18 protein-coding genes are annotated in these 17,954 nt (G+C 45.1%); 4 read left to right on the forward strand and 14 right to left on the reverse strand.

The window, feature by feature from the left end:
* Positions 1 to 2 precede the first annotated feature (2 nt).
* Entirely contained in the window at positions 3 to 599 is a 597-nt protein-coding gene (gene lolA, locus LYZ37_RS09955) for an outer membrane lipoprotein chaperone LolA (RefSeq protein WP_272785385.1), read from the reverse strand.
* Between the two features lie 104 nt (positions 600 to 703).
* A complete protein-coding gene (locus LYZ37_RS09960) occupies positions 704 to 1,318 on the reverse strand; it encodes a YecA family protein (RefSeq protein WP_272785386.1) in 615 nt (204 codons plus the stop codon).
* A gap of 261 nt (positions 1,319 to 1,579) precedes the next feature.
* On the opposite strand from LYZ37_RS09960, the gene LYZ37_RS09965 reads away from it, so the two are divergent.
* Entirely contained in the window at positions 1,580 to 2,122 is a 543-nt protein-coding gene (locus LYZ37_RS09965) for a prepilin-type N-terminal cleavage/methylation domain-containing protein (protein ID WP_272785387.1), read from the forward strand.
* 67 nt (positions 2,123 to 2,189) lie between these two features.
* The gene (gene dusC / locus LYZ37_RS09970; protein WP_272785388.1) at positions 2,190 to 3,140 is read left to right on the forward strand and encodes a tRNA dihydrouridine(16) synthase DusC; all 951 of its coding nucleotides are present in this window, start codon (positions 2,190 to 2,192) and stop codon (positions 3,138 to 3,140) included.
* On the opposite strand, the gene LYZ37_RS09975 is transcribed toward dusC, so the two are convergent.
* The 6 genes from LYZ37_RS09975 to cysB form a co-directional block, all read right to left on the reverse strand.
* Positions 3,137 to 4,597, reverse strand: coding sequence for a GGDEF domain-containing protein (locus LYZ37_RS09975; RefSeq protein WP_272787168.1), 1,461 nt, complete (start codon positions 4,595 to 4,597; stop codon positions 3,137 to 3,139). The two genes, dusC and LYZ37_RS09975, sit on opposite strands and share 4 nt — an antisense overlap.
* A gap of 140 nt (positions 4,598 to 4,737) precedes the next feature.
* Positions 4,738 to 5,532, reverse strand: coding sequence for an ABC transporter ATP-binding protein (locus tag LYZ37_RS09980; protein WP_272785389.1), 795 nt, complete (start codon positions 5,530 to 5,532; stop codon positions 4,738 to 4,740).
* Positions 5,529 to 6,473 (reverse strand): ABC transporter permease, encoded by a 945-nt coding sequence (locus LYZ37_RS09985; RefSeq protein WP_272785390.1) that lies wholly within the window; start codon positions 6,471 to 6,473, stop codon positions 5,529 to 5,531. Before LYZ37_RS09985 ends, LYZ37_RS09980 begins: the two co-directional genes overlap by 4 nt.
* 68 nt (positions 6,474 to 6,541) lie before the next feature.
* Positions 6,542 to 7,507 carry an ABC transporter substrate-binding protein gene (locus tag LYZ37_RS09990; protein ID WP_272785391.1) on the reverse strand — a complete coding sequence of 322 codons (966 nt, stop codon included), beginning with the start codon at positions 7,505 to 7,507 and terminating at the stop codon, positions 6,542 to 6,544.
* Positions 7,508 to 7,779: 272 nt separating this feature from the next.
* Positions 7,780 to 8,973: a methyltransferase gene (locus tag LYZ37_RS09995; protein ID WP_272785392.1), complete on the reverse strand. Its 1,194-nt coding sequence runs from the start codon at positions 8,971 to 8,973 to the stop codon at positions 7,780 to 7,782.
* A 45-nt stretch (positions 8,974 to 9,018) separates the two neighbouring features.
* Entirely contained in the window at positions 9,019 to 9,993 is a 975-nt protein-coding gene (gene cysB, locus LYZ37_RS10000; protein WP_004749651.1) for an HTH-type transcriptional regulator CysB, read from the reverse strand.
* 298 nt (positions 9,994 to 10,291) lie between these two features.
* On the opposite strand from cysB, the gene LYZ37_RS10005 reads away from it, so the two are divergent.
* Both LYZ37_RS10005 and miaE read left to right on the forward strand, forming a co-directional pair.
* Positions 10,292 to 11,056 (forward strand): DNA repair protein, encoded by a 765-nt coding sequence (locus LYZ37_RS10005; protein ID WP_272785393.1) that lies wholly within the window; start codon positions 10,292 to 10,294, stop codon positions 11,054 to 11,056.
* A 73-nt stretch (positions 11,057 to 11,129) separates the two neighbouring features.
* Entirely contained in the window at positions 11,130 to 11,900 is a 771-nt protein-coding gene (gene miaE, locus LYZ37_RS10010; protein WP_272785394.1) for a tRNA isopentenyl-2-thiomethyl-A-37 hydroxylase MiaE, read from the forward strand.
* Between the two features lie 77 nt (positions 11,901 to 11,977).
* Here the strand turns inward: miaE and LYZ37_RS10015 are convergent, their stop codons facing one another.
* The 6 genes from LYZ37_RS10015 to rpsA all read right to left on the reverse strand — a co-directional run bounded on the left by LYZ37_RS10015 (position 11,978) and on the right by rpsA (position 17,918).
* Positions 11,978 to 13,162 (reverse strand): hypothetical protein, encoded by a 1,185-nt coding sequence (locus tag LYZ37_RS10015; RefSeq protein ID WP_272785396.1) that lies wholly within the window; start codon positions 13,160 to 13,162, stop codon positions 11,978 to 11,980.
* Between the two features lie 195 nt (positions 13,163 to 13,357).
* Entirely contained in the window at positions 13,358 to 14,053 is a 696-nt protein-coding gene (gene pyrF, locus LYZ37_RS10020) for an orotidine-5'-phosphate decarboxylase (protein WP_171321078.1), read from the reverse strand.
* 85 nt (positions 14,054 to 14,138) lie between these two features.
* A complete protein-coding gene (gene lapB, locus LYZ37_RS10025; RefSeq protein WP_171321077.1) occupies positions 14,139 to 15,308 on the reverse strand; it encodes a lipopolysaccharide assembly protein LapB in 1,170 nt (389 codons plus the stop codon).
* A 26-nt stretch (positions 15,309 to 15,334) separates the two neighbouring features.
* Positions 15,335 to 15,613 (reverse strand): LapA family protein, encoded by a 279-nt coding sequence (locus tag LYZ37_RS10030; RefSeq protein WP_004743675.1) that lies wholly within the window; start codon positions 15,611 to 15,613, stop codon positions 15,335 to 15,337.
* Between the two features lie 141 nt (positions 15,614 to 15,754).
* Positions 15,755 to 16,036, reverse strand: coding sequence for an integration host factor subunit beta (gene ihfB / locus LYZ37_RS10035; protein ID WP_004748547.1), 282 nt, complete (start codon positions 16,034 to 16,036; stop codon positions 15,755 to 15,757).
* A gap of 211 nt (positions 16,037 to 16,247) precedes the next feature.
* Positions 16,248 to 17,918, reverse strand: coding sequence for a 30S ribosomal protein S1 (rpsA, locus tag LYZ37_RS10040; RefSeq protein WP_004748546.1), 1,671 nt, complete (start codon positions 17,916 to 17,918; stop codon positions 16,248 to 16,250).
* Positions 17,919 to 17,954: the final 36 nt, after the last annotated feature.

Consider the following 17,954-nt stretch of genomic DNA (forward strand, 5'->3'; position numbering starts at 1 on the left):
ATTTAATTCCTTTGGTCATCGACCTCAACACCTTCTGGCACAACGAAAGTAAATCGTTCTGATTTTGGCTTACTGAGAACAATGTTGTTGAAGACAAAGTTACTTTGCTGACCATCTTGCTCTACAACACTAAAACCTTGTACCGCGCCCTTGGCATCAATCTTCAGCTTGAATTGACCTTGATTAGAGTCCACTGCGCTTGGCGTTAGCGTAAATGTATCGCCATTCTGCTCAACGTTGTAGTTATCCCAGTCGCTAGCACGATTACGAGTCAGCAGAACAAAAGGCGTTTGCTCAGTTGCTTGCTCTTGCCAGTAAATGCTCACTTGCTCGATAAACGGGCTGTAGTACCACAAAGATTTACCATCTGAGACAAGGACATTTTCGTCAGGCGTTGTTGTTGTCCAACGAAACAAACTTGGGCGAGCAATTTCAACATTGCCCTCACCTTCCATTACGACGTCGCCTTCTGGGCTAATTAGCTGCTGAGAAAAGTCAGCGCTAAAACCTTCATTTTTCTGTAATCGTTTGCTCAATTCGTCTTTTGGCGCTGCCATCACTGAAAAGCTCATCAGTAGTAATGCGGCAAATTTCTTCATTAACATTCTTCCTAGTTGTGCACGTTTGGCTTTGTTATATCGCGATTGAATAACCAGTTTGACCGAATAAAGTTAACTTGGTTCGATTTAACGAATTCAATAACTTAACAGCCGCAGCATTGCTTGAACTTCTTACCACTGCCACACGGGCAAATATCGTTACGGCCAATGTCTTTGTATGGGTTAACGCTTTGAGATTTAGCCCCCATCATTGCTTCATCTGCCGCTTGTGCGACTTCAGATATCATCAAGTCAATTTTCGGAGACATCTCTTCAAGCGCTGGTGGTGTTTCTATACCCGACGCTTTCATCTGTTCGTGAGTTTGTTCTTCATCAATGGCTAACATTAGCGTCGTTAACAGAGCTTGCAGCATCCGCAGCGTACCATCACCAAGATTTACCTCTGCCCACTGCTCTTCAACCGTAGGCCAAAGCGTCATAAAACCTTCGGCAAAATCGGCTAACTGCTCACGCTGGTTCGACTCATCCAACAGAGCGAGAAGCGAGTACTCATTGCGTTTTAAATAGCTATATTGCTGGTTAATATGGGTTTCGACATCGGCTCGTGCGCTATCAGACTGCTCGGCAAACACAGACGGCAGCCAAGTTTCAGGAGCTAAAGGCTTGGTTGCCATGTTTGCAGCCAGTATTAGACCTTCAATAAACAGTGGGGACTCTTCAGTAATTGAGCCTTCGAGTGCCAGTAATTGATACTTCATTATCTTAATCTAGTTTTAACCATAGTTTGGGCGCATTATACCCCTAAGCAAGGCTTGGGGTCACTTCGATACTTTACTCCCTGATTTGATAACCTCTCCTTGTGGTAATTCGACACTCTTCCCGTCACGGCTAGCACTCATATTTGTACCTAGCCTTTTTTCTCACCGCCACTTATTTCTCTTTGAGAATTTGCTCAATAGGTGCATTATTCGCCAATGAAACATTTTCTTACATCCTATTGATAGGTCGTTGTCATCAATATGAAAAGATCTTCTACACGCGGCTTCACGCTGATTGAACTGGTTGTTGTGATTGTAATTTTGGGCGTACTGGCTGTAACAGCTGCACCAAGATTCCTTAATTATCAACGTGATGCTCATATTGCTCGTGCCGATGCTGCGTTTGGCGCTTTTGCTAACTCAGTGCAGCTCTATCAAGCAAAATGGTTAACTCAGGGTGAACCAGAAACACCCGTTAGCTATGGCTCTGGCACTATTTACCCTTCGACGCCTGGCTACCCAATGTCGGTCGGCAGTGCGCCTGTTGACCCAACGGTAGGCCCAATTCGCGGCAGTGACTGCGTCGCAATGTGGAATGCGCTAATGCAAGTTGACTTAACAATTCGCCCGCTCACAACCACGGTACTGCCATCAGATACCGATATCGTCTCTTGGTACACCTCTAGCAACCAATGCACCTATTACTACACCACGGGTTATAGCGATGGTGAAGAAATGCCACTGTTGCTCTACTCCCCACTAACAGGAGTGATTGAAAAAACCACTGGCAGGAATAATGCTTAGACTTCTTAGTGCGAAATCTCTAAAATCACGCCTCTTAATTTAAGACTGATTGTGTGAGAAGAGCGGTATGCGACTAGTGCTAGGCCCGATGGAGGGCGTGTTAGATCATTTGATGCGCGAGATTTTGACAGATATCAATGACTACGATTTATGTGTCACTGAGTTTGTCCGCGTGGTTGATCAACTTCTCCCTGACCATGTTTTCCATCGCCTGTGTCCCGAACTAGAGCAAGGCTCGCAAACTAAATCTGGTGTGCCTGTCCATGTTCAATTGCTCGGACAAGATCCAAATTGGATGGCAGAAAATGCGATTAAAGCGGCACAATTGGGCGCAAAAGGGATCGACCTTAACTTTGGTTGTCCTGCTAAGTTAGTCAACAAAAGCAAAGGGGGCGCAGCGCTATTGCAGCACCCTGAACTGATTCACAACGTCGTTAAAGCTTGTCGTGAAGCAGTCCCTTCACACACTCCAGTCACCGCTAAAATTCGCCTAGGCTGGGACAACCCAGAAGATTGTTTCGAGATTGTCGACGCGATTCAGTCTGCGGGAGCCAATGAACTAACCGTGCATGCCCGCACCAAAACGGGTGGTTACAAGGCAAGTGAAATCAAATGGGATTACATCAACCAAATTCGTCAGCGCTTTTCGATTCCGTTGATCGCAAATGGCGAGATTTGGAATTACCAAGATGGCCAAGCTTGTATGGAGACAACGGGTGTCGATTCACTTATGGTATGTCGCGGCGCATTTAATGTGCCGAACCTAGGTAACGTTGTGAAGCACAATCACACCGTGATGCCTTGGTCTGAGGTAGTCGAACTGCTGCTAGTTTACTCTCAGTATGAGATGAAAGGTGATAAAGGGCTCTACTATCCGAACCGCGTTAAGCAATGGTTCTCTTATCTGCGTCATCAATACCCACAGGCCGATGCTTTATTTAGAGAAATTCGTACTTTTAATAAGGCTGCTCCGATTGTTGAGCACATCACTCGCTATCGTGACGAGTTAGCCGCTTAAAACACCAGCTTGTTTTTACCACTGGTTTTCGCCTGATAGAGCTTTTCATCTGCAGCTTTGAACAACTTATCAAAGCTGCCTTGCATACCTTCTTGAATCACTTCAACACCGCCAGACACAGTAAATCCACCTTCAACCACCTGATGAGACTGAGAACGGATAGTGTGATGGACTCGGTTGATACTCTTCTTCAGCGCCTCGATGTTGTTACCCGACAGATAGATAACAAACTCTTCTCCACCAATACGCGCCGCGGCATCACTACCGCGTATGCTCCGTGAGATCGCTTCTGCCATATAGGTGATCACACGATCCCCTACGTCATGCCCATAGGTATCGTTAATCGCTTTAAAATCATCAATATCGAGGACGGCTAATACCGCATATGGAGCGTTGGAGCTACCTTGCAAAAAATCTTCTAAGCCACGGCGATTAAGTAACCCTGTCATCGGGTCTTTCGCAGCCAACTCTTTAAAGTAGCCATGTTCAACGCGCGTATTGATGAAAAAGAGAACGATAACCGAGAAAACATAAATAAGCAGGGTAACAACTAAGCTATACCGCTCAAACGAGACAAAGTTGCCAATCTCTTTTGGCAAATCAAACAGATAATATAGTGAGTGCTCACCGACTACCCCATCAATTGATATCGCTTTTAACCGAAGCGCATTGTCTGGTGGCGCAATTCTCGCACTATCAATAATGCTCAGATTTCCCGCCAATTTCCCTTGGCTATCAAGTAACTCATCATAAGAGAGATCTACAGACAGCATCCCCTGATGAACACCTTTATTGAACACAGGCATAGTCATGCTCATCACTAGATCGCTCGTCGTCGCAATAGGTGCGGGACCGGATAAGGTGACCAAATCTCGGTTAAACGCCGTTTGATGCCAAAATGGACGCACTTTAATGGTATTGAGTAACTCTAGGGTAATGCTTTTGGCATAAGTATCGGGAGAAGACATGATATAGCCCTCTTTGTCGATGTAATGAATACCCAACAAATAGGAGTCAATATCATGCAAAAAAGAGAGTACAGGCGCTAATGAGACCTGACTAGAAACTCTCTGATAAGCTTCGCTTGAGGGGTCACATAACGAAGCTTCACCCACCAACATGTAATTGATATCAACCGCTGGGATTTCTTGAGCGCGTCCATCAGAAAGCAAAGCCGCATCAATTGGCCACATCTGACATAAATCATCTTTGACCTGTCGATTATGTTCAACTAAAAGAATGTAATTGGACTTTGAGTAGTTGGAAAAGCTGTAGTCGAGCGCTGAAATCACTTTCGCCGCTCTAGATAAAACAGCATTCACACGCTCATACTCGGTATCAATGTCTCGATTTACAGAGTCGTAGTAGTTTTTGATCGTCAAAGCCAAAACGATCACAGCAATTACCAAAGGCATCAAGAAAACAAACTTTAAACTGAAATGTCGGTTAACTTGCATTCCTTTACTACTCATATAGAAACCAAAAACTTAAAAAGCCCATCAATACTGTATTACAGCAGATAGGCTCAGCAGATAAATTGACGCTAATTGTGTCACAAATCAACATCATAAGTTGATTTATGACTGTCAGTAAATACCTAATTTAGCAATAGACTATCGTCAGCGAGCTCTTCTCCACGAACTTTAGTGAACATTTCAAGTAAATCTGGCACCTGCATATTGGCACGCTGCTCACCCGCCACATCAAGAACGATCTCGCCCTGATGGAGCATCACAGTACGATCACCACAGGCTAGCGCATCTTTCATTGAGTGCGTCACCATCATCACCGTCAAGTTAAACTCAGCGACAATTTTCTTGGTTAAGTCGATGATGAATGCCGCCATACGTGGGTCTAGCGCGGCGGTATGCTCATCGAGCAACAGCAGTTTACTATCGGATAAGGTCGCCATAACTAGACTCACTGCCTGTCGTTGACCACCCGAGAGGAGACCGATACTGTCACCTAAACGATCTTCTAGCCCTAGCCCCAAGATGCTGATTCGTTCTTGAAACAACTTGCGACGCTTGCTTGATAGCGACAAGCTCCAGCCACGCTTTTTGCCACGCATATAGGCAAGTGCCATGTTCTCTTCAATGGTGAGATCACCACATGTGCCTGCTAGTGGGTCTTGGAAAACACGCGCGCATTGCTGAGCTCGCTGGTCAACGGTACGCTTGGTCACATCCAAATCATCAATAATGACACTGCCGCCCACCATTGGGGTTTCTCCCGTCACCGCGCCAAGCAGTGTGGATTTACCCGCACCATTTGAGCCAATTACGGTTAAAAACTGGTGCTCTGGTACTTCTAAGCTCACGCCGCGTAAGGCTCGATTTTCTAAGATAGTGCCCGGATTAAAAGTCACTTGAATATCTTCTAAACGAATCATGCTACTTCTCCTGACTCTTTGTCCTGCTTGATTGTTCTTTGACCATCAGCAGGAGGGCTAAGCTTTTTTGATTTGAGGTTTCCTTTAATCTTTGGTGCGATAAGGGCTGCCGCTACTAGCACTGCGGTCACTAAGTTTAAATCCGACGCTTGTAACCCAAACATTCCAGTACTCAACGCGAAGGCTACCGCTAAACGGTATAGCACTGAGCCAACGATAACCGCCACAACCGCTACCCAGATCTTTCTACCGGGAATCAAGGTTTGCCCTAGAATCACCGCAGCTAGGCCAACAACGATAGTACCGACCCCTGACGTGACATCGGCAAAACTATTGGTTTGAGCAAATAAGGCACCTGCGAAACCCACAAACCCGTTCGATAGCGCTAAACCAAAGTAAGTATAAAACGCCGTACTCGCCCCTTGAGCCGAGACCATGCGTGCATTGACACCTGTCGCTCTAAGTCCAAGGCCAAAATCACTGTTTAATAACCTCACCACTAGCCAGCCCGATATCAAAACCAAGATTCCGACAATCAACGGACGAATCAGCATAGGATCACCGATGGCTTCAAACGGGGTCAAAATCGTCTCTTCCCCAAGTAAAGCAACGTTAGGCCTACCCATAATTCTGATGTTGATTGAGAACGCGGCGATCATCGTCAAGATAGAAGCAAGCAAATGAAGAATGCCACAACGCACCGCCAAGAACGCAGTCACCCAGCCCGTTGCCGCACCGGCTAAAATTGCCATAAACGTCGCCAGCCAAGGGTTAATCCCCGCCACTATAGCCGTTGCAGCCACGGCCGCCCCCATAGGAAAGCTACCGTCAACACTTAAGTCTGGAAAATCAAGTACGCGAAAGGTGAGATAAACGCCCAGAGCAACAAGGCCATATAGCAAGCCAATTTCTAGAGCGCCAAAAAATGCAAAAGCAGACATACCAACTCCCTTTTCTGCTAGAGATCAAAACGCCTCAAGCATGTATTGCACACACTTGAGGCTAAGGTTTATTTCACGCTTGTTGCACGGTCTAGAACAGATTGAGGAATAGAAACACCTAGCTTAGTTGCTGCGCTCTTATTGACCACCAGATCAGAGCCTTTAGCGACTTTTACATCCAGTGAGCCTGGGTTAGAACCTTCTAAAATTGCCGCAACATAATCTGCGGTTTGTACGCCCACTTGGTAGTAATCAAAACCTAAGCTCGCAATGGCACCTTTGTCGACATAAGAAGTCGCCCCGCCAAGTACTGGGGTCTTAGCTTGGTTTGCCGCCACAATCATACCTTCGATGGCACTCGCAACTGTGTTATCCGTTGGAGCATAAAGAACATCTGATTTTGCTGCGATGGCTTGAGTTGCCGATTGGACGTCAGCACTTTTCAGCGCCGTTGCTTCAATCACTTCAATACCCTGCGCTGATGCACTTTGTTTTAGTAGCTCAACTAGGGTAACTGCGTTTGCTTCACCAGGGTTAAATACCACGCCGATAGACTTAGTATTTGGCAAGATTTCTTTAATTAGCTCAACGTGCTGACTTACAGGAGACAAGTCAGAAAGACCGGTAACGTTTTTACCTGGTTGCTCTAGCTGTTTAACTAGTTTTGCGCCTACCGGGTCCGTTACCGCAGTAAAGACAACCGGAATGGAGCGCGTTGCAGAGACCAAAGCCTGTGCGGTTGGCGTAGCAATACCGACTAATACATCTGGCTTCTCACCAACATATTGGCGGGCAATCTGCACCGCAATCGCTGGATTGCCTTGCGCAGTTTTATAGTCAAATTCAAGGTTTTTGCCCTGCTCGTAACCTTTAGCTTTTAAGCCATCGATTAAGCCTTGGCGTGTAGCATCCAATGCTGGGTGCTCAACGATCTGAGAAACGGCGACTTTCGCTGTTTTCGCCATAATGCTAGCGGATGAGAGTAATGCGACACCTGCAAGAGCGGCAGTTGCAATGACTTTTGCTGCTTTCATCTTAACTCCTTGATGTAATACCAACGTCCTTGTTCGCTCAAACATCTATCCCTAAGCTTGATAGGCATTCACCTCGTCAGTTGTTTGCTTAGATGACACAGCGTAAGAGCCCGTTTGTTGAACTTGGTATAAGCAATAATGTTGTGTGAGGGTAGATTTAGTATTGTTGTTATTGCACAAAATATGTGCACATCAATATTATTACCAACATGCTGTTCAAAAGAAAAGCAACTTTTAACATTAAAGCAACAAAAGGAGAGCCGCGTTGTCGTTTACTGTTTCACGGCATGAATCAACAAGTTGCGCGGAGTTGTCTCTCTAGAACAAAACTCAGATAAGGTCACCTTGTAGCCTTGCTCTTGTAGGTAGAGCGCTTTATCTAGCACTAACCACAGCTCTAGCACACGACGAAAAGGTTGCTGTACCAAACTGATGCGTTCCATCTGCCAGTAGCGATCCTGACCTAATTGTTCATAGTAGCCAAAATCGACTTCCGGCAGATTGACTCCCTTCTGCTCACACGCCCAGCGACAAAAAGCGTCAAAACCTTGTGCCAACTGAGATTTTTTAATGCTAGGTACAGGTTGATAGGTGTCGATTTGCGTGATGTCGCGCATCAATAAGTCGAAGCCAAGACGATAGGTCATCTCTTCCATACGATGGCGTTTTACGCGTTCGCCCCCTGTTACCGTCTCCTGTAGAGGGATTCTGAGCTCTTGGCGCGTTAGAGTCAGTGTCGAAGCTCGGCCAAGCTCAGATAAGGCTTGATAAGTCTCGCTATTAACCAAGTGATAGCAACATGGTGATAAGGTCACCGCAGGAAGTTGCTTAGTCGTGGCATGGTCGATTAAAGAGACATGCAAATCACCGCAGGCATGCAAGGCAACCGCGTGTTGATTACTGTTGAATGCCACCTCGGCCTGCTCACTCAGCGCATCACCTTGGATGAACTGCATCGTGAGCCCCTGTTTGTCTGCCTCGCGTTGACCCGACTCGCACAGTGCTTGCTGATATTCAAAACTCGTTACTTTTTGTTGAGTTTGGCTTGCAAGAATTCGCCCGAGAAAGCCCTTGCCTGAACACCACTCAAGCCATTCACCACCATGATGGTTGTTAATAGCCGCTTCCCCCATCGAGAGAATTTGCGCTAATTTTCGACCGGGTACGCCACTTTCAACACCTCGTGCTAACTCTAGGCCTTTGTTGTCAATTTGTGGCAGTGTTGTCCATCCGTTAATCTGCTCAAGACAAGGTAGATAGCATGACATATCGTTAAGCAATGAAGCGTTGTCTTGCTTATAAGAGGTAATTTGCTCAGGGGAAAGACTCTCTAACCAAGCACACAATGCTGAGCTATGAGTAAGCCAAGGCAACGATTGTTGATCAGATAGAAAAAATGGCTCGAAGCGCCAGTAGGCTTGATGTTCAATCAAGAACTGATTGAGTGATTGGAATTGGTTTAACATGACTTCCCCCTAAACGGGTATTTTAGAGGGAAGCCAATCGAGATGCTAGCGTACCGGTAGATCGATATCTTTAAACATCTCTTCAATTTCAGCGTTTGATTTCAGTGACAAGGCTTGCTCCACCACAGGTCGAGTCAAGTGAGGCGCAAATCGCTCCATGAAATCAAACATGTAAGAACGCAAGAAAGTACCGCGTCTAAAGCCAATACTTGTCGTACTTGCACCAAAGATATGGCTCGCATCAATCGCGACTAAATCGGTATCTTGTTCTTGGTCGATCGCCATGCTTGCAATCACACCCACACCGATTCCCATGCGTACATAAGTTTTAATCACGTCAGCATCGGTGGCAGTAAACACCACTCGCGGCGTTAAACCGTACTTATTAAACGCAGTATCAAGCTCAGAACGGCCGGTAAAACCAAATACGTAAGTGACAAGCGGGTAGCTCGCTAAATCTTGAATCGTGACCTTCTCTTTTTGCGCCAATGGATGAGACTTAGGCACGACAATTGAGCGATTCCAGTGGTAGCACGGCAACATGATGGCGTCTTGGTACAAATGCAGCGCTTCTGTGGCGATAGCAAAGTTTGCCGTCCCTTTCGCAATGGCCTCGGACATTTGCGAAGGCGTACCTTGATGCATGTGTAGCGATACTTTTGGGTAGCGCGCAGTAAAGCCTTTAATCACATCTGGTAGGGCGTAACGAGCTTGTGTATGAGTCGTAGAAATATTCAGCGTACCCATTTCTGGATGAGTATGCTCACCCGCAACCGCTTTTATGCTCTCTACACGGGCTAAAATCTCTTGAGAGATGCGGATGATATCTTGTCCCGCACTGGTCACTTGAGTTAGGTGCTTACCACTACGTTCAAAAATTTGAATGCCCAGTTCGTCTTCTAATAAACGAACCTGTTTACTGATACCCGGTTGCGAGGTATATAAGCTCTCTGCGGTTGCTGATACATTTAGGTTATGGTTAACAACCTCAACAATATACTTCAATTGTTGTAATTTCATTCTCGACCTCGCAATCCCTTATCGACGCCCCATAGTGAGCAAATATAGTTTATAATATTTAGTTATAACGCCAATAGGTTTAAATTGATAGTCCAATCGCAATTAAGGTAAGGAAATACAGGCTGTTTTTGCGCCTGATTGCCCATTTTGCAATCAAATACTCAGAATGAGCTTTGCAATCAGAGTTTTCATTAATAAAATTTATCAATTGGGCGATAATACAAAACAGGTGCAGTAGCTTAGCGGAATCGTGTATGCTTACCTGCTAGCCATTACAAAAACATAAGATACGGAATTTATGAATATTGGTTTAATCATAGCTTTAGTTGCCATCTTACTTATTTTGATCCTTGGCTATAACATTATGCTCCAGTATAAAGTTAAAGCTGAAACGGCGCGAAAACAGGAAAGTTCCCGCTATTTGCAGATCATAGACGCAACCGAAGACCTCATCGGGCATGCCCATCATATGCCTTATAGTAAAGAGCTATTGATGTGTCTCAATACCCGTATTCTCGATGCATTGCAAAGCATGCATGAACTCGACCCGAAGAATAAGCAATTAGAGCAACGGGTTGAGCACGTAAAGCAACAGATTAAGCAGCTTGAAGAGAATTTCAAAGGTGGTGAAAGCGCAACCTTTAAAGTTCCATCAAGTGATAAACAAGCGATTGTTATGCTCAAGTTGGTTAAGCGCCTGCGCGACACTATTCGCAGCGAGCACAACAAAGGTCGCTTCGAAACCCAAGCGTACGTTGCAGAGAATGCTCGACTAGAAACCATTCAGATTCGCATCAATATTGAAAACGTTATTAAACGTTCCAATGATGCCATCGTTCGTGGTCAGCCAGGTACTGCTATTCAATTGCTGAAGAAAGGTCTCGATGCATTAAGTACTAAGAACGATAGCTACTCAACACAAGCTCGCGAGAAGCTACAGACCATGTACGATGAGCTTGAGACGAAACGCCAAAATCGCAATGCAGAAGAGCTTCATCAAATTGAAGAAGATCAACGCAAGGACGATATGGATGCGCTCTTTGGCGAAAAGAAAAAGTGGTAATATAATCCCACTCAACCTATTCAAAAAGGTCGCAATTGCGGCCTTTTGTTTTTAATTTAGCTGTAAAACCACAATGATTGAACTAGAACAATATCAGAGCTTACTGGAGCCGATTAATGGCTTCCTGCAATGCTCAACGCCAGATAAGTGGGTAGAAGAAGCTCGCAAGCCTGAAAACCTAAAAGTCGTTTTAATCGACCACTTGCTGTGTGAGCTTAAGGCTGGCCAGTCTGCCATGTACCTGATTCGCAAATACGCGGTAGATAAAGAGAGTGCGCATAGCTTGCTTGATTGGTTTAAGCCTTATGAAGACTTTGCTTATCGCAAGACCGGCAGTATTGAAACTCTGAAAGGCAAGAGCAATATCTCTAAAGCGATCATGGCCAAGTCTAACTCGCCTTATAGCCAAGATCTGATCGACAAAATGGTTCTATTGATTAAAGAAGAACTGCACCACTTCTATCAGGTGCTTGAAATCATGGACAGCAGAGATATCGCGTACGAGCCAGTTCAAGCCAGTCGCTACGCCAAAGGCTTGATCGCCAAGATGGCAACACACGAACCACAAACCTTGATTGATAAGCTTATTATTGGCGCCTACATTGAAGCTCGTTCATGCGAACGCTTTGCTAAACTAGCACCACATATGGATGAGGATATCGCTAAGTTCTACGTATCCTTATTGCGCTCAGAGGCTAGGCACTATCAAGACTATCTCACCCTCGCTGAAGATATCGCCGGCGAAGACATCAGTGAGCGCGTTGACTACTTCGGTAAACTAGAAGCAGAGTTAATCTCTTCACCTGATAGCGACTTTAAATTTCATAGCGGAGTTCCAGCTTAGCAAACTTGAACCTCCCCCTCTTCAAATCAAACAAGGATGCTTGTCAGCATCCTTGTATTGTTAGTTCTGATTGGATATTAGGTATCGAGTAATGCTTCACCTAATCCCGCCGCATATAACTTCTTACTGATCCGGTTAAGTGCTTCCGCGTGTTTTGGCTCAACCACTAAAGTGCCCTTACTTTTCAACACATCCATCATGGCTTCAACACAGTTAGCATCGTTATCAACACCATCTAATTTCGAGCGAATAAACTGGAACCAGTCTTCATCCATTTTCTTCTTCACTTTGTCGATAACTTCTTGGCTTACGACTTCGAACTGTTGGCGGTTGTCAAAAGAGTCCTGATTAGTCCGTGCTATATCATAAACGATATGAGCTTTCTTCTTCGCGATAAGCATACCGGGAATATTGAGCTGCAACTCTGCAATCTGTCCGTTACTCATTTTAAGGAAGAATTTGATATCTTTGTAACCGCTGCTATCAGGGGCCACATTGTGTTGCTCTAGATTACTGCCCCCTCGCGCCAGCTGATAGCGATCTTTGAGCGCTTTTTGGTGAGTAGCGACCGCTTTAAATTCTTCCGTACCACAAATAAACAACTTAGCACTCTGAAGGTCACGGAATCTTTTGACTTTAACAGTGATGCGCGCACAGTCTTTCAAATCTCCGACATCATTTGCTCGCACTCGTGTGGTGATTTTCGCTAATGCTCCGCTGTAGCTTTTAATCCCTCCATAAGCACCAGGAGGAAAGCTCACCTCAGCACCGAATGCGACTTTTAGCCTTTCTGCGAATGTATTGAGCTCAACCTGCGCTTGAATTATCTCTTTAAACATCAAAAACAGCTGCTTACGTTTCAGTTTGGCATTGGCCACTTGGTTTTTGCCGTGGAAATCCATCGCCTTAGTATTCAATACCTGTTTACCTGCTGCATTGGTTTCTAGGTACTGAGATAAGTCCTCATCAAGGTACTCGACTAAATGGGCATCGTCGGTAAGGATATCGTGCATGAGTTTGCACATTTTGCCTTCTTCAGTCTGTTGGAAACTCTTCGACTTTAGCTGCGCACGTAACTCAGCCAAGCTCGACTGATACTCGGTTTGATTGACAAGGCGAAACCCTTGCGAGAGGTGAGCGGATTGGTTGATTCTTTTTAAAACTTCCGCTTTAACTTTTGCGACATCTCCGACCGTCATTTTCTTGGTAACGGCGCCACCTAAAGCTTCACTGCCCACTGACGCGACTAACGTATCTGCCATTAATCCAACTCCTTCTCTAACGTTACGCTTGCGCGTATGATTCACACGGCAACTCATTCATTACATTGATTAAAGAAGATATTTGAACGTATAGACAGCGCAAGTGATGAGATTGAGATAAAGATCAGCAAATTAGCATGCGAATAGAGATAGAGGGTACAAAAAAAGCCAGCGAACGCTGGCTTTAGTAAGGGGTTACGCGAGAGTCGCGTTAATGTCTGCTAATACCGCTGCTGGATCGGCAGCTTGAGTAATCGGGCGGCCAATCACTAAGTAGTCAGACCCGGCTTGAATCGCATCAACTGGCGTCATAATTCGTTTCTGGTCACCAACCGCTGCGCCTGCCGGACGAATGCCAGGAGTCACAAGTTTAAACTCTTTACCTAGCTCGCTCTTAAGCATTGAAGACTCTTGTGCTGAACAAACCACACCATCTAGACCTGAGTTTTTGGTCAGGTTTGCTAGGCGAATAACCTGCTCTTGTGGCGCAATGTTTAAGCCAATGCCTGCTAAATCACTTTGTTCCATACTAGTTAGTACTGTCACACCAATGAGTAGCGGACGATCTTTACCATACGGTTCTAGGATCTCGCGAGATGCTGTCATCATGCGCTCGCCACCACTGGCATGTACGTTTACCATCCACACACCAAGCTCTGCCGCAGCGCGAACCGCTTTAGAACAAGTATTTGGGATATCGTGGAACTTAAGATCTAAGAACACTGAAAAGCCGCGCTTGTGCAATTCTTTGACGAAATCAGGACCAAATAGCGTAAACATCTCTTTACCTACTTTTAGTCGGCATGAGCTTGGGTCAATTCTATCTACAAAAGCGAGTGCATCAGCTTGGTTATCGTAATCAAGTGCAACTATTACTTTTTGGTCGATCATTTCATCTCCTAACTTACTTTAAACAAATCGAAAAAAAGCAGCGGGATCACCGCTGCCATTTTGTGATGGGATTACCCCATAAAAACTATTCACCATCCAATCCTCGGATTGGCTTGATCGTCCCCCACCCTTTACATGAAGGGCAGTGCCAATACATGGAATGGGTCGAGAAACCGCATTTGCGACATCGATAATGAGGCTTAACTTTGAGCTGTTCCCCAACCAGTTTCTGCAGCGTGCCAAGACTGGCCTTAGCTCGACCTTCTTCAGCCTCAGCTAAATGGTAGTCCATCAAGCGATAAAAGCCCTTCATGGTTGGGTTTTTAACTAGCTGACGAGTCAACAGCTCCTGAGCAGCACCTGCGCCATCATGTTGTGCGACAAGTTGTGCGAGCATCAACTCAGCAGATACTCCCGCCTTGTTAACAATGCACTGGCGTAAGAAATTAAGTAACTCGTCTTCTTGTCCTAGATGATGGTAACACTCCGCTAAGGTAGGTAATACCTCACTGACAAAATCACTGTCTTGCTCTAACACCATCTCCATATACTTGATGGTATTGTTGTAATCTTCATCATCTAGATACAACTTGCCCAACGCAATGCTAGCTCTGACACACTTTGGATCTTCAGACAGTGCTCGCTTAAAGTTCTGCATCGCGACCGCATGATTGCCGTCTGCTTTTTCTTGCATCGCCAGCTCACACCAAAAGTGTCCAATACTGGTTCGCATCCTTTTGCGTCCCATCTTGACCAACAAAGACGCATAGTGAATGGCTTTGTTCCACTCACGTGTCTGCTGATAAATTGCGACAAGTTGTTGTAAAGCCGCTTCACGATGATCAGGTTCTTCAACCAACTGCTCAAAGATTTTTTCCGCACGGTCAAGGAAACCTGACGCCATATAATCTTTTGCTAGCTGCTGAAGCGCGATGTTTTTCTGGTCAATCGTCAAACCAGATCGGGAAATTAAGTTTTGGTGGATACGAATGGCGCGATCAACTTCACCTCTAGAACGGAATAAGTTGCCTAGCGCTAAGTGGGTATCGATCGTTTCATTATCAACTTGAAGAAGTTCGATAAAGTGATCAACGGCCTTGTCAGATTGATCTGACAAAAGAAGGTTCAAACCCGTCACATACTGACGTGATATTTGGTTTGATTGTTTCTGCTTGTCTTGCTGGGCGCTTCGATTACCCATATACCAACCGTAAGCGGCGGCAATTGGCAATAACAAGAAGAGAATTTCTAACATCAAGTAACAGCCTACCTAATACAACTTTAAGCTTTACCTTGGCTTGCTTCACTCACTGACGGAGATAACTTGTTAAGCTGCTTCTTCAGTTTACGCACCTGCAACTTAGATTTAAGGTGCAGGCTGCCGAAAATGATCCATGCTACGGCGAAGCCACCAATAAACACGCCACCAAGCAACGTAGAGAGGTGGAAATCACCTTGAGCAATTAGATAATTGAAATTAACGACTGCCTGATTTTGAGAGCCTAATGCCAATGCAATTAAGAATAGGGCCAGTACGAGAACGATTTTTATAATTTTCATAGTCCATCACCTAAGATAAGTTCTGCCGTTACGATTATGCAGTAAAAGCTACAAACAAACCATGGTTATCTCGGTTATTACAATGATAAAAAAGCGGCATACGCTATGTATGCCGCTTTTTTATCAGTCTTTTACAAATATCTAACCGATATTCACTCGCTCACGTAACTCTTTACCTGGCTTGAAGTGAGGAACGAATTTTCCTTCTAACTCCACTCGGTCGCCTGTTTTAGGGTTACGGCCAACACGAGGCTCGCGGAAGTGTAAAGAGAAGCTACCAAAGCCACGAATCTCGATTCTGTCACCACTTTCTAGTGTCGACGCCATATGCTCTAAGATATCTTTTACAGCATCTTCTATCTCTTTCGCTGAAAGGTGCGTCTGCTCTGCGCACAGTCTTTCAATCAATTCAGACTTAGTCATAGTTGCCCTCGTAGAGTAATTTATCACTTATTATAGTAAGTAATACCAGTTCCAACAAACACTTGCTTTCAATTTTAGACAATAATTGAGCAATATGTGTAATGAAAAATTGCTTTTTTTAGAACACTTTGAAGAGATTGGTATTACTACTAGTGATCTATCGAACATAAAAAAGGAGCCTTTCGGCTCCTTTTTCTTAAAAGCGATTTAATTATTCGCCTTTAGCTGCTTTGAAAGCGTCAGCCATAGCGTTACCGAATGAAGCATCGTCTGCTTTGTTCAGTGAAGCCATTGCTTCTTGCTCTTCAGCTTCGTCTTTAGCTTTGATAGATAGGTTGATTACGCGGTTCTTACGGTCTACACCTGTGAACTTAGCTTCAACACTGTCACCAGCGCTTAGGATTAGAGAAGCGTCTTCTACGCGGTCACGAGAAACTTCAGAAGCGCGGATATAACCTTCTACGCCTTCTTCAAGCTCGATAGTTGCACCTTTAGCGTCAACAGCAACAACAGTACCGTTAACTAGAGTGCCTTTCTTCTTCTCAGCAACGTAAGCGTTGAATGGGTCGTTTTCCATTTGCTTAACGCCTAGAGAGATACGCTCACGCTCAGCGTCTACTGCTAGTACTACTGCAGAGATTTCGTCGCCTTTCTTGTACTCACGTACCGCTTCTTCACCAGCAACATTCCAAGAAATGTCAGATAGGTGAACTAGACCGTCGATGCCGCCTTCTAGACCGATGAAGATACCGAAGTCAGTGATAGACTTGATCTTACCAGTAACTTTGTCGCCTTTAGCTTGCGCTTCAGCGAAAGATTGCCATGGGTTAGCTTTACACTGTTTTAGGCCTAGAGAGATACGACGACGCTCTTCGTCGATTTCAAGAACCATAACCTCAACTTCGTCGCCAACATTAACAACTTTAGATGGGTGGATGTTCTTGTTAGTCCAATCCATTTCAGAAACGTGTACTAGACCTTCAACGCCTTCTTCGATTTCAACGAAACAGCCGTAGTCAGTTAGGTTAGTAACGCGACCAGATAGTTTGTGACCTTCTGGGTAACGCTTAGCGATTGCTACCCATGGATCTTCGCCTAGCTGCTTAAGACCTAGTGATACGCGAGTACGCTCACGGTCGAACTTAAGAACTTTAACTTGGATCTCGTCACCAACGTTAACGATCTCAGAAGGGTGCTTAACGCGCTTCCAAGCCATGTCAGTGATGTGTAGTAGGCCGTCAACGCCACCTAGGTCTACGAATGCACCGTAGTCAGTAAGGTTCTTAACGATACCTTTAACTTCTGCGCCTTCTTGTAGAGTTTCTAGAAGCTCATCACGCTCAACGCTGTTCTCAGACTCGATTACTGCACGACGAGAAACAACTACGTTGTTACGCTTCTGGTCAAGTTTGATAACTTTGAACTCTAGCTCTTTGTTTTCTAGGTGAGCAGTGTCGCGGATAGGACGCACGTCTACTAGTGAACCTGGAAGGAAAGCACGGATACCGTTTAGTTCAACAGTGAAACCGCCTTTAACTTTACCGTTGATGATACCAACAACAGTTTCAGCTTCTTCGTAAGCCTTCTCAAGTACGATCCAAGCTTCGTGACGCTTCGCTTTCTCACGAGAAAGTTGAGTCTCACCGAAACCGTCTTCTACAGCGTCTAGAGCTACGTCTACTTCAGAACCAACTTCAACTTCAAGTTCGCCAGCAGCGTTCTTGAACTGTTCAGCAGGGATTGCAGACTCAGACTTTAGACCAGCGTCAACAAGAACGAAACCGTTCTCGATAGCTACTACAGTACCTTTAACGATAGTACCTTGTTGGAATTCAGTCTCGTTTAGAAACTCTTCAAAGAGTTGAGCAAAAGATTCAGTCATTTATTTAATCTTCAATAAATTAAACGTCCACGGGTG

It is taken from the genome of Vibrio tubiashii, assembly GCF_028551255.1.
GTDB classification, from domain to species: Bacteria; Pseudomonadota; Gammaproteobacteria; order Enterobacterales; family Vibrionaceae; genus Vibrio; species Vibrio tubiashii_B.